Consider the following 12,734-nt stretch of genomic DNA (forward strand, 5'->3'; position numbering starts at 1 on the left):
TGATGATTTGCAGGCTGCAACCAAGAACGGAATCGAGCGTTTGCGTTAAGTCGAAGCCGTCGAGTCAGAATTTGAAACCAACTTTTCCGTCGGTTAGTTGTAGTTTGGCTTCGAACAACTTACCAGCTTTGGATCGGAAGCCTTTGATCACCGGAGTCTCACCTTTTTGAAGCAGCTTCTTAGCGTTGGTGACCGAGATTTTTCTACCCGCGATGATTTTCCAAATCGTCAGTTTGCAACCTTCTCGCCAGCGAGAGCAACCGTAAGATTTGCTCTGGGCAATGACGGGACTACCACACAATGGGCAATCGCCGATCTTCGCTGGTGCCGAGTCGCCGTCCGAGCCCGGCTTAGCCGTTTGGGTGGCACTCGACGTGCGATCGCTAACCGGCCTTTGAGTGCGAGACTTTTTGCTAGGGGCGCGTTTGGTTTTGCCTGATGCACGTTTGTCTTTTAGGTCTTGTTCATTGCCCAAAGGGACCGGGACTTCCATAAGGGCACCCGCGTTGGTCCCGGTGCTGCAAATCGCCAGCAGGAATGGATCGCCGTCGTCCACCGTCATGGGGCGGCGGGTCACCTGAAGTTGCAGCAGTTCGCGGATTTGATCCACAGTCAAGTTCACGCCGCGATAGCTTTGCGGTAACACAAACTGACAACCGGTTCGCCAAGCGGAACAGCCAAATGCCGTTTTGCCGTGGATCACTCGCTCGCCACAACGGGGACAAGCACCATACACGGTTGGATCGATCTTGGAGGTTTCACTGCCGTGGATGATTTCGTGCGTGTAGTCCGCAATTTCGCTCATGAATGTATCCGCCGACAATTTACCGGCTTCGATTTGTTTGAGCTTGGCTTCCCATTCGCCGGTAAGTTCAGGCGACGTGAGATGGCGGTCTTTGACGATCGCGACGAGATAACGTCCCAGGTCCGTCGCCAGAATGTTCTTTCGATCGCGAGTGATGTATTTGCGATGCAACAACGTTTCGATCGTGGCGGCCCGCGTTGCCGGTGTACCCAAGCCTTTCTCTTTCAACGCTTCACGCAATTCCGCTTCGTCGACAAACTTTCCCGCTGTATCCATCGCCGCCAGAAGCGTGTTTTCGGTGAAGTGTTTTGGCGGTGAAGTCTGGCCTTCTTTTACGAAGGGAGCGTGAGGACCAGACTCTCCATGTTGAAATTCGGGCAGGTTTTGAGGCTGATCGTCATTGTTGTCTTGTTTTCGGGGTTTCGCCTTCTTGGGAAACAGTTCCGTCCACCCCGGCACAACGACTCGTACACCGCGAGCACGAAACTTGATGTCGCCTGCGATCGCATGCACCTGTGTGACCTCCTTTTCGCACTCCGGATAAAAGGCGGCAATGAACTGCACCACGATCGCGTCGTAAACTTTCGCCTGCCGATCCGAGAGCGATCCACTGGTTGCACCGGTAGGGATGATCGCGTGGTGATCAGTCACCTTTTTGTCGTTCACGATTCGACTGGTGAACGGCAAAGCTTGCAAATCTAGTTTGCCAATTTCGGTGGGTTTCGAAGATTGCAACTTCGCAAGCACCTTCGGCACTTCTTTACGGATGTCCTTGGTTAGATAGCGTGAGTCGGTGCGCGGGTAGGTGATGAGCTTCGCTTCGTACAGCGATTGCGCGGCGGCCAAAGTATCCGCGGCCGAGATCCCATAGCGACGGTTCATGTCCCGTTGCAGTTCGGTCAAGTCGTACAACTGCGGCGGCTGTGATCGTTCGGCACGCCGGTCAGTCTTCTGGATCTTCAGCGGATGAGAGGCCGCCAGTTGAAGCTGTTTTTCAGCATCAGCCTGCTGACTGAAACGGTCCCCAACAAACCGAAACTGCACATCTCGATAAAGCGTCATCAATTCCCAGAACGGTTCGGAAAGGAACGTCCGGATTTCATCATCGCGGGTCACAATCATGGCCAGAACCGGCGTTTGCACTCGGCCTAAGCTCCATAACAATCCTGCTGCGCCGCCTTTGCCACCACCACCGCTACCGGATCGATAGCGGACCGTGTAGTTGCGAGTAGCGTTAAGTCCGACGACCCAGTCGGCTTGGCTGCGACATCGAGCTGCCGCATAAAGATTGTCGTAGTCCGTTAAGGGACGAATGGATCGAAACGCAGCGCCGATCGCGGACGGCGTTAGCGAACTGAGCCACAAACGTTCCGCTGGCTTGGACGAGCAGCCTGAGAGTGAAAGGATGTAGCGAAAAATGAGCTCTCCTTCACGTCCCGCATCAGTCGCACAGACCAAAGAGTCCGCCCCGCGGAACAAACGTTTGATGGTCGCGAATTGTTTCTGGGCTCCATCATCGCCTCGCAATCGCAATTCAAATTGTTCAGGAATGAACGGCAGCGATTCAAGAGTCCAGCGTTTCAGCGAGGGATCGTAGTCACCGGGTTCGCTCAGTTCGACCAAATGCCCAAACGCCCACGTAACCTGGTAGCCAGCGCCTTCGAGATATCCATCGTGTCGCTGAGAGCATTTTAGGAACGACGCCAGGTCACGCGCTACCGACGGTTTTTCAGCAAGAATGACTTTCACCATGGTTCCCACACCTTTGAATCTCAGACTCCGCGACGCTCGCAATGTCAGGTTAAAGCATTTTGTATTCCCGGTGACACCCAAGGAAACCCAATCGGGCCAAGAATCTCTCACACCGATCTTAATGGATCGTCATCTTCGCATTGACCTTTCCGTCGACCAACTTAAGCCTAATGCTATTGTGAGAGGGGACTGTTTACAGATGTTCAATCGGTTTTGTTACCACCGATGGCGGCTTCGAATCATCTCGATTCGAGAGTCAACTGTTTTGGACGAGGTAACGTGTTCGGTTTGCTAGCCGCGATCGGAGCTTGATTTTTGCTGATGCATTTAGTTCATGACGTAAATTGGCGGGGCCTGAGTATCAAAGTCTGAAAGACGGTTGTCTTCGTTTTAGTTCACTGTCTCTAATGCCAACTCAAATGCCTAACGACAAATGGCGATGAGTCACTCGCCGCAGGACTTGCCTTGTGTAAACCATTTTGCGGAATCTTTGGAAGCGGGTCCTCGAACGTCTTGGACCGAGTCTGATTTACGAAAGACGAACATTCGTTTGAATACCACGATTGATCCCGACGAAGCATCTCGCGCGACCATCTTTGCGACTGCGTTTCCGGCACCTGGAAAGGAACGTCAGTGGGAGCAGGCGATTGGCGATTTGATTCGAACTTCGATGTCTTTCCCCGGGCACCAAGGTTCGATGGTGCTCAAGCCTGAATCAACAGAGCAGCCGCATTACCGCGTGATCACTCGGTTTGATACCACGGAAAACATGCAGCGTTGGTATCAGTCGGATCAACGCAAAGAGAAGGTTTCCCGCTTGGAACCTTTCCAAATGCAACCGGCGGAAATTCAGCACCTTACGGGGTATGAAACCTGGTTCACTCCTGCCAATGCAATCGGTTCGGACCCCACTCCACCGAAGTACAAAATGGCGATCGTTGTTTGGATCGCTGTTTACTTGACGGTCCTTCCCTTGATTGCCACACTCAAGCCGATGTTCGCGTCGTTACCGCCGCTCGCTGCCAGCGCGATCCTTGCTGCGATCAGCGTCGCGTCGATGACGTGGGTGGTGTTGCCTTCTCTGACTTGGCTCTTTCGTGGTTGGTTGTATCCGAAGGTAAAACGGGCGTCATGAATTCGATCATTGAACTTCTCTTCTATACCGGTTTGGCCGGAATCGCGATCCCGCTCGGTGGACTCCTTGCGTCGATCGAGCACATTGGATCCCGGTGGCTGCGACAGGAATTCCGGCATACGGTGATCGCCTTTGGTGGCGGAGCCCTGATCTCTGCGGTGGCATTGGTGCTGATCCCAGACGGCACTGCGACCATCACGACATGGGAATCGGCAACAGCTTTTACCGCTGGCGGACTAGCGTTCTGGGGGCTGCAAGTCCTGCTTTCGCGTTCCAAGTCGTCCGCTTCGCAGCTTGTTGCCATGCTTTCGGACTTTATTCCGGAAGTGATCGCGTTGGGGGCAACGATTGCGACGGGCGAATCCGGAGTGATGTTGCTGGCGGCGATCATCGCACTGCAAAACCTGCCCGAAGGTTTCAACTCCTATCGTGAATTGTTGGAAGGCGGGATGTCCAAGTCCAAGATCCTCGCCGCGTTTGTCGCCGCAGCCTTGCTCGGTCCGTTGTTAGGCGCGTTCGGTTTTTGGATGCTTTGGGACCAACCCCGCATTCTTGGCTGGATGCAAGTCTTTGCGGCCTCGGGAATTTTGTACCTCGTCTTCGAGGACATCGCGCCACAAGCTCAATTGAAGAACAGCAGCTTCCCGCCACTCGGTGCCGTGCTCGGATTCTTGCTCGGTCTACTCGGCAAATTAATGGAAGGTTAGCGATTCAGCGAATCTTGATTCGAGAGTCGACCACGGTTTGACCGTAATGGACGAGGCTACGAGTCCGTCCCCCTCCACCCCCCGTTTCCACCGTACTGGACGAGACAACGAGTCCCGCCCTACCGAGCTCGCGTCCAACAGAATCATCGTCCCGTCGACTTACTGCATATTCGGTCTTGCGGAAGCCAATCTTCATTTTCCGATCTCAATCTTGCTAAGATCAGTGATCAATCTTCATTGCCGCGGATGCCGATCGATGTCGGCGTGTTTCTGTCGGGCACTGTCTACTCGAAGAGTTCGTCCTATGTTCCCGACGATGAAGCCGACCTGGCTGGTGCTTTTGGCTGTATTGGTTGCAAGTCCTTCGCTGACCGTCGCCGAGGACGGTTATTGGCCGGAAGGCAAAACCTATTGCGTCTCACTTACTTACGACGATGGGCTCCCTAGTCACATCGAACACGCTTTGCCGCAATTGAAGGAAGCGGGGCTCAAAGGAACGTTTTTCTCGCCGGGATGTGCTACCTATCGTTGGTCGAAAGACGATGTGGACCAGGTTCGTTCGGAAGGGCACGAGTTGGCGGGGCATACGATCAAACACCCTTGTGCTCGAAAATGCGATTGGGTTAAGCCAGGGAATGCCCTGGAAGACTACGACGATGAGCGGATGGCGAAAGAGCTCGACGAGAATCTCGCGAACGTGATCGAGGTCGGAGTTAAACGAGAGCTTGCTACATTCGCATACCCGTGCGGAAGTACGTATATCGGCGAGGACAGGCACAGCTATGTGCCGCTGGTCAAAGAACGTTTCTTTGCTGCTCGCACGACCAAGCCGGGACTGGAACTTCCTATCCAGAGCGAGATCGATCTGTTTGACGTCAAGACAATCGCAGGCGATGAACGTGATCTAGCATTCCAACTCGGTCAGGTGAAGACCGCGCGAGAGAAACAAGGTTGGCTTGTATTCATGTTTCATGGTGTTGGTGGCGATCATCTTGCAATTAGCGCAGACGACCACAATGAGATACTTCGCTTCTTGAAGGATGACAAATCCGTCTGGGTAGCCACATTCCAAGAAGCCGCCGCTTGGGTGAAAGCGAAACAAAGCAAGGCATCCACAGGAACGTCCGGCTGAAGATCGTTTGTTTGCGAGTTCACTCAGCGTCGCTGATTGCAGAACGTAAGATGGACAATGACGATTGCCCAATCTCCGGTGCGATGTCGCGACCGTTTTTCGTTTGACTGCTTGAACCTCAACGTTCTTGTTAGCGTTCGTAGAGAACATCCATCGTGGATTCGCCTAGTAGGCAAGACTTCATTGCCTTTTGCAAATTCGCTCTCGTTGCTTCTCGAGGCGAGAGGTCGATCCTTGACGAGAGCGCAAACACGGTGAAGTGGTATTTCTTCAAACCAGGACCTTTGGAACACATCGGATCGTAGTGGGGGCTGCGTCGATCATTCAGTCCGACAGTTCCGACGCCTTGTGAGTTTTGTTTCAGCGACGTGACGTTGGCCGGAATGTTGTACAAGACCCAGTACGATTTTTCCTGGTCGGGAGCCGTGTGCCAAATGCTGACCGCAAATGTTTCTGTACCAGCGGGGGCACCGGACCATGCGATCGCTGGTGATTGCGATGCACCGTCACAGGTACAATCGGTCGACAAGAAGTGCTTCTCGTCGACCGATGTGCTGCTGACCTTAAATCCCGGAACACTGGTCCGTGACATGGATGATAAATCGACCGGCGGATCGATTCGACCTGGTTCGCCTCGCCGTGGAGGCGGATTGTTGTCGTCACGTGGTGGTGGTGGTGGAGGAGGCTGAGGTGCGTTTCCACGTCGTGGTCGGTCGATGCGGGGACTGTAGGTTTCGGAGGTTCGACGACCGTTGGTGTCTACGAATTGAAACGTCGCCGAACCGTCGTTCGCCAGGACGTAAGACACGGAGCCCTGCTGGCCGCGAACGTCGTAGACAAGGCGATAGCTCCCCGGTTTAGGCTGCGTGAAGTCGGTGATCGTCGCATCACGCAAGGGACGCAAATCAGGACGGATGGGTTCGGCTCGCGGTTGCGGGTCAACCTGACCACCTCGCTCGGTCACTTCTCCATAAAATCCCCCATTGAGATACGGGTAAGTTTGGGTCGCGTGATAGTGATATTGGCCGGACTCGTCCTTGTGGCCTCCCAGTGAGTCTAGGGGTGCAAAGTCTTTTGATTGTTTGTCCTGATACCCATAGATGGGATACCCGTCCAACGCATAGGCAATCGGCTGGCCTTTGCCCGTCGTCTTTTCAAGATGAACCGGAGCGATGTGGTAGTGGTAATCATCCGCCCGCCCGCAGTGCCCGCCGTACTCGTCCAGTTCACCGAACAACAGAGCGTCATCGCCACGATTGTTCAGCGGATTGAAGATCGGAACACCGTTGACCGCCAGTGCGATCGCCCCTCGCAGGAAGTTGTTCTTCGTTGACATCGGGTGCTTCGCCGGAACCGGCTTCAGCGGGATTCGCCAGGAATTATCCCCGAAGTACTTCTGAGGAATCGGGACCTGCTGTTGCCATGAACGAATTCCGATCATCATCGGATGGCTGGGCATTCCGTTGGAACCGACATAGAAATAGTCATCATCCCATCGCAACTTCAGCGTGCTAGCGAAAGGTTGAAAGTGTTGCTTGATCAGTGGAACGCGATCGACTTCCTCTCGCTGTTGGCGTGCAACACGGTTATCGGAATTCTGTATGACGAGCCGCACGGGTCCTTGTCGATTAAGCTTTTCGATGGCATCGAGACGCTTAGCAATCCACTCTTGGTCGGAAGCGTCCAGACGATTGATCAGAAGAGTGATCAAGCGATTGTCGTCCCCACGAATTTGGACGTTCTCGCCCGAAGCGGAGACGAACGTGCCATGCAAGTGCGAGCCGACGTCATCCATGTTCCAGCTCCTCGATGCGTCGCCTTCTGCGGGATCACCGTGATGATGACCATCGTGAGCCAACAAGGCGCTGGGAATCGCCAAAAGTATTGCCATCACAAGTACTGATTGGGCAATCTCGTGAAGGATTCGACGAACAATTCTTAAAGACATAGCTTTATCCTCTTTTGCTTGCTGTTTGCGTTTGAGATCGATGAACATTCATTTTCAATAATCGCCACTAATCAATCATCCGAAAGCTTGAAACTGAGAACGAGTCGCTAAGCATTCAGCCAGTGAATTAGTGTCAATCAGAAACAACTAGTGTTCACCAACTCTCCCATGATGAAGATCGTCTAACCGAAATCGCTTCCATTGCAGACCATCATTACGCCCCTAATTGACTAACTATCCCACGTGTTTGCGTGAAATCCGCATGTCGCTAAAAAGTTGGGCATGGTGTTCCGGACAAAGGTCTTTTAACGCTTTGAGTTCGACGACGATCTCGTTGAAAACGAGTAGGTCTGGTCGGTACTTGGTGCTCAGCAGATAGTCTTTGTAGTAAACATCCAATTCCACCTTGCTGAAGTAGGCAATACTTCGGATTTGCAGCCTCAATTTCGAGGCACTGTTGGTAGATTTTCTCAGCCATTCCGTAGTCCTGTTCGATATAGACCTCGAACGCGGCAACCATGAAGTCGTAGCCTTCTTGATACAGCACCATACTGCTCCACTTGTGGGAAGGGACTCGTTGCCTCGTTCATCACGAGAGTGGTTGGAAGTTCGCAATTCGTTTCCGTGGTTCATCGCTTTGGCTTTCGACGTGGAGAGTCAGGGACAATGTTATTCAGATTCGAAAAGTCGGGGCGAGATACGCCGTCGGGTGGACTTGCGACGAAGTGACGAAAGATGACTGTGTTATCGAGTTCAATGTCATCGCTCCAGATGAATTTGGCACCGCTGAAATCATGCTCGAAGAACGGTTCTTTCGGGCCGACTTGTTGTTGCGAATACTCTTTGGCAAACTCCCAGGATTCATCATCGAAGTCGGTCTCGTACCAGTCCTCTGGAATTGGTTCATTTCGGACTTTCGGATTCTGGGTATCGTGGTCGATTGGGCCATGAGAAAACGACTTTGCTTTCCAGCTCGCGTTGGTTACCGTGCCATCGCCGAACTTCAAGATGAACCCTGCGTCTCCAATACTGGTGTTGGCGTACTCCATGCCGGTTTTGGAATCCGCATTGTCTTTCGCCATCACTGCAATTGTCATTGGATACGCGGGAAGAATGTCGACGCTAATCACGTTGTGCGGCATGAACCGGATCGAATCGACGGCAACATGTTCGCCGTTGATGTACATGGTGAACCAGTTGTCGGCGTACATATTGGCAATCACGGTGTCACTGATCCTGGGCTTGCCTACTCGGTTCACGCCCTGAAGTTGATTGCCTGGCGGTTGAGCCCACAGTTGAAACGCAAAGTGCGATGCGGCCAAAATTGTTGTGATACTCATCGCAATCCAAAGAAGACGTTTCATGCTTTTACTCTTGTTCCACGACCCGTTTGGGGCCGTGATGCGTGGAATGGTCGAAATGGTTGGCGGCGAATTCTTGCTCTTGGGTTGCGGTCATTTTCAGCGTGATTTGTTGCGGTCCGTACGGCATCCGTTCGAAACGCATCTCTGCGATTTTGCCGCTCGATTCGACGTAATCGATTTCGACAGTCGCCGCCCCTCGGAAGCCACGTTTCTTGACGGCCACCATCGTTCGATGAGCTTCATCTTTTTGCGTATCGGCCAATTTCGCGTCTTCGGCAGGCAGTAACTCCAAGTGATAAGCGGTCCGCAATAATTCCAAACCGTCGTGTAGATTGTTGATGGGTAATCCGTCCTCATGCCCGGGGAGATCACGAGCAAATTGTGTCACGTCGTGGCTGTAGCGAACGGGGCCATCGGGGCGGACAGCCCAGCTTGTCGCACCGTTTGAACCGGTGACGAAGAGCTCTCCCTCGGCAGTCTTCCGCTTGAGAACAAACTGATGCGATCCACGAACGTCCAATACCGCGCCGTCGAGTGAAGGTTTGGGAGGACGTTGACGCTCGGGCGAGTTGGGATCTTGATGTTTGCGGGGAATGACGACATCGATAACGGAAATCAGGAACGTGCGATCCATTGGTAAGTCATTTGCCTCGATGATTCGATTCAATTCAATTGCGGCCGCCGATGCCGAAGGCGTGTCGACGGTTTGCCATAGCAACGTGGTCGCCAACAACACTGCACAAGCGGTTGTGACCAGGGCGAATGGCCAACGTCGCCACCCACCGGATGGTCGTGAATGGGATTGCACGAGGTTTGATTCTTCCTCATCGGAAATGGTCAACTCGATACGAAGGCGATCATGCAGCATCATGTAAGATGCAAACTCGCGGGCGTGTTTAGGATCCGACTTGATCCATTCGTTCAATTGAGCTTGCTGCTCACCGGAAATCGAATCATCCAGGTAGCCATGGATCAGTGATTGATAATCGACGCTCATCAAAGACCTGCCTCGAAGGTTTTGCGCTCGATGCAATCTCTCAGTTGCTCCCGGATTCGCTGCAGTGCTTTCGCGACCGAATTTGCAGACATGTCGGTTCGGGACGCAATCGCGGCAGGTTTCATGTCGGCGTGATATCGCAGATCAACCAACTTTTTTGACCGTCCGTTGATGACGTTTAGGCATTCCTGAAGTGAATCAAAAACCGCTGAACTCTTTTGAGCTTCTTGGTCCAACGCAATCGCAAGGCAGGCGACTGCATCGTCATCAAACACGAGTGGATCGCGGCCTCGGCGTCTTAGATACAGTCCTACCTGTCGCTTCGCGATTCCGATCGCCCAAGGTATGAAGGGCGAGCTCGAATCGTAAGTGTGAAACGATTCGACAACGGCGACAGCCACGTTTTGCAGTACATCATCGCGGTCACCGAAGTCTCTGACCATTGAGGCAACGAATGCCGAAACGGCTGGCTGGGCCAGCGTCCATTGCCGGGTCGCTTGTCGGGTAGTTTCGTCCACAAATCTCTCCGTAAAAATTGTCCTACGCCCTTACTTATCCGAGCGATGCCTTTCATGACCAACCTTTTGCTGATTTTCCGACAATTCCTCTGAAATAGGAAATCCAATCACCACGACGAGCCCGGTTTCCGTGCGAACACTGGAGTTTGTTAGCAAGCGTGATGGCACTCAACAATTTCAGCTCGCGAGCATTGACAAAATCGCCGGTGTCTGTATAGTGCAGGTAAGTGCGGTCGGCATGCCGCGTGTTCTCCGGATTCGATTTGTCGTTCGACGTGCTAGTTCGAAGTTAAACGCTAAAAGGATGCCTCAAATGGATAATCGTCAAGTCCGACTACCACGTCTCGCTCTGGTCGTGCGGATGCTCTTTTCGCTGTTTCTGGTGGGGACGGGGATCATGACGATGGGATTCGGCATCAACGGATACCCAGTGAGCGATCCGCCCGACGAACTGGGGCGATTCATGATGGCATTAGAAGAGACAGGCTACCTGATCTTTTGGGTTGGGTTCTTCAAGACGGTAGCAGGTAGCTTGATGTTGTTCCGGCGCACGTCGTCGCTCGCAATATTGATGTCGCTGCCCTACGCGTTCAATATTTTGCTCTACGTGATCTTCTTTGCCCATCAATACTTGGTCATTGGACTCTTGGATTTCGGTGCTTGCGCGTTGTTGCTATATTGCCACTTCGATTGGTATCGCCCACTTTTTGGGGGGCCGAGCCGCGGACCAGTTTCACATCATGAGGGCCATGCTCATGCAGTTTGACTCTGAATCTTCGCCTGGATTCGCAATTGGGCGGGTGGCTTATCTCATTCGTTCCCAGATGGCAGTGTTGTTGAAGGGGGCGGGGTGGCCGTTTGCACCTGAGGAAACGCAGACGCTGATCACTTTGTTGGATGCGGGTGAACCGCTCAGCATGAACGAGTTAGCGTCACGGATGATCCGTGACCCAACCACGGTGAAACGGCAGTTGGATCGACTGGTCGATAAAAAGTTTGTCGAGCGGAAAGCGTCTAGTGCCGACGCGCGGATCGTGATGGTCGGTTTGACTCGTCGAGGTGAGCAAAAGCTCTCGACCGTGCTGCCCATGTTGGACGACCTTAGGCAGTCCACTCTGAAGGGGATCTCAAAAACGGAGCTTGACACCGTCAACAATGTTCTTCGGAAGATGCAGAAGAATTTGACGAAGCGTCCATCGAACGAATAGTTTAGCGATCAAGTGCAGCGACTTCCTCCTCGTTGGATAGCTGAGGGCAGGGACGAGTTTGCCGTAGAGCGGGTGGCTTCGTTATGTGGTTTGTTCAACAGAGTTGCAACGCCAACCCTGCCGTCATTCGTTGCCGTCGCCCAAGACTGTCGGAGTCGTAAGTGATTCAACTCGCGAAGTCTCTAAAAAAGAAATCATTTCAACCAACTTCTGGTAACCGCGAACAGGAAGAAATCATGAGTGAACGAATTGCAATCACCGCGGCCAGTGGTCAGCTTGGTTCGGAAATTGTTCGAGCTGCGAAGAAGCTTGTGGGTACTGAAAACGTAGTTGGTCTAGCTCGTACGCCCAGCAAAGCAGAGTCGCTTGGCGTCGAAGTGCGCCCAGGCGATTACACGTCTCCTCGTGACCTCGAACAATCGCTCGACGCGATCGGTACGTTGCTCCTGGTGTCAGGAATGGATGCTCCTGAAAAGCGGATCGAACAGCATCGCAATGTGATTGAAGCGGCCAAGCGTGCTGGCGTATCGAAAATTGTTTACACGAGCATTCAAGGTGCTGAAGAAGGCACGGCGTTTTCGCCTATCGTGCAAAGCAATCGGCAAACTGAAGAAGACGTCCGCAACAGCGGTCTGGATTGGGTGATCGGTCGGAACGGAATCTATATCGAGCCCGATGTTGAGTATGTCGAGACGTATATCCGGCAAGGCGAAATCGCCAATTGCGCTGGCGATCAGAAGTGTGGCTACACAACTCGATCCGAGCTGGCGTGCGCTTATGCGTGCATGATGACGCAATCCAAGCACAACGGCCAAACGTACAATCTGCACGGTCAAGCGATCACTCAATCAGAGTTAGCTGGATACCTTAGCGTTGCCTTTAGCACCGATCTGAAATATCGCTCAATGTCGGTAGATGAATTTCGCGAAGATCGAATCGCCGAGCTCGGTGAATTTTTAGGAACAGTGATTGCCGGAATCTACGAAGGGATCCGCAACGACGCAGCGAACAACGAAAGCCATTTTTCCAACGCTGCCGGTCGAGACCACATGAGCTGGTCATCCTATTTCAAAACCCTCAAGCAATCGGGGAAATAGACCTCACCGGGAGGGAGAGGCTCCCGCCGAACCTGATCTCCATCACCTCCCCACCCATCCTCCCGGGACGG

General features: G+C 53.0%; 12 protein-coding genes. 6 read left to right on the plus strand and 6 right to left on the minus strand.

The annotated features are described in order from the left end of the window. Positions 1–64 precede the first annotated feature (64 nt). Positions 65–2,557 (minus strand): type IA DNA topoisomerase, encoded by a 2,493-nt coding sequence (locus tag ACR3ZL_RS09630; RefSeq protein ID WP_473653337.1) that lies wholly within the window; start codon positions 2,555–2,557, stop codon positions 65–67. Between the two features lie 439 nt (positions 2,558–2,996). Here ACR3ZL_RS09630 and ACR3ZL_RS09635 point away from each other — a divergent pair, with 439 nt between their 5' ends. The 3 genes from ACR3ZL_RS09635 to ACR3ZL_RS09645 all read left to right on the plus strand — a co-directional run bounded on the left by ACR3ZL_RS09635 (position 2,997) and on the right by ACR3ZL_RS09645 (position 5,531). Then, positions 2,997–3,692 carry an antibiotic biosynthesis monooxygenase gene (locus tag ACR3ZL_RS09635; RefSeq protein WP_473653336.1) on the plus strand — a complete coding sequence of 232 codons (696 nt, stop codon included), beginning with the start codon at positions 2,997–2,999 and terminating at the stop codon, positions 3,690–3,692. Further along, positions 3,689–4,399 (plus strand): ZIP family metal transporter, encoded by a 711-nt coding sequence (locus ACR3ZL_RS09640; RefSeq protein WP_473653335.1) that lies wholly within the window; start codon positions 3,689–3,691, stop codon positions 4,397–4,399. The genes ACR3ZL_RS09635 and ACR3ZL_RS09640 overlap by 4 nt, the downstream gene beginning before the upstream one ends. Positions 4,400–4,703: 304 nt before the next feature. Then, positions 4,704–5,531, plus strand: a complete 828-nt coding sequence (locus tag ACR3ZL_RS09645) for a polysaccharide deacetylase family protein (RefSeq protein WP_473653334.1) — start codon at positions 4,704–4,706, stop codon at positions 5,529–5,531. Positions 5,532–5,661: 130 nt separating this feature from the next. Here the strand turns inward: ACR3ZL_RS09645 and ACR3ZL_RS09650 are convergent, their stop codons facing one another. From ACR3ZL_RS09650 to ACR3ZL_RS09670, 5 genes are all read right to left on the minus strand, one after another. Then, entirely contained in the window at positions 5,662–7,479 is a 1,818-nt protein-coding gene (locus ACR3ZL_RS09650) for a YHYH protein (protein ID WP_473653333.1), read from the minus strand. A 234-nt stretch (positions 7,480–7,713) separates the two neighbouring features. Continuing rightward, on the minus strand, positions 7,714–7,923 hold the full coding sequence (locus ACR3ZL_RS09655; RefSeq protein ID WP_473653332.1) for a GxxExxY protein: 210 nt from the start codon (positions 7,921–7,923) through the stop codon (positions 7,714–7,716). Positions 7,924–8,108: 185 nt separating this feature from the next. Continuing rightward, the gene (locus ACR3ZL_RS09660; protein WP_473653331.1) at positions 8,109–8,843 is read right to left on the minus strand and encodes a hypothetical protein; all 735 of its coding nucleotides are present in this window, start codon (positions 8,841–8,843) and stop codon (positions 8,109–8,111) included. Positions 8,844–8,847: 4 nt separating this feature from the next. After that, positions 8,848–9,840 carry an anti-sigma factor family protein gene (locus ACR3ZL_RS09665; RefSeq protein WP_486173410.1) on the minus strand — a complete coding sequence of 331 codons (993 nt, stop codon included), beginning with the start codon at positions 9,838–9,840 and terminating at the stop codon, positions 8,848–8,850. After that, positions 9,840–10,358, minus strand: a complete 519-nt coding sequence (locus tag ACR3ZL_RS09670; protein ID WP_486173411.1) for a sigma-70 family RNA polymerase sigma factor — start codon at positions 10,356–10,358, stop codon at positions 9,840–9,842. Before ACR3ZL_RS09670 ends, ACR3ZL_RS09665 begins: the two co-directional genes overlap by 1 nt. Positions 10,359–10,662: 304 nt before the next feature. On the opposite strand from ACR3ZL_RS09670, the gene ACR3ZL_RS09675 reads away from it, so the two are divergent. The 3 genes from ACR3ZL_RS09675 to ACR3ZL_RS09685 all read left to right on the plus strand — a co-directional run bounded on the left by ACR3ZL_RS09675 (position 10,663) and on the right by ACR3ZL_RS09685 (position 12,663). After that, entirely contained in the window at positions 10,663–11,124 is a 462-nt protein-coding gene (locus ACR3ZL_RS09675) for a hypothetical protein (RefSeq protein WP_473653328.1), read from the plus strand. Then, positions 11,114–11,566: a MarR family winged helix-turn-helix transcriptional regulator gene (locus ACR3ZL_RS09680; RefSeq protein ID WP_473653327.1), complete on the plus strand. Its 453-nt coding sequence runs from the start codon at positions 11,114–11,116 to the stop codon at positions 11,564–11,566. Before ACR3ZL_RS09675 ends, ACR3ZL_RS09680 begins: the two co-directional genes overlap by 11 nt. A 236-nt stretch (positions 11,567–11,802) precedes the next feature. Then, entirely contained in the window at positions 11,803–12,663 is an 861-nt protein-coding gene (locus ACR3ZL_RS09685; protein ID WP_473653326.1) for an SDR family oxidoreductase, read from the plus strand. Positions 12,664–12,734 lie beyond the last annotated feature (71 nt).

It is taken from the genome of Rhodopirellula sp. J20-39 (assembly GCF_057365095.1).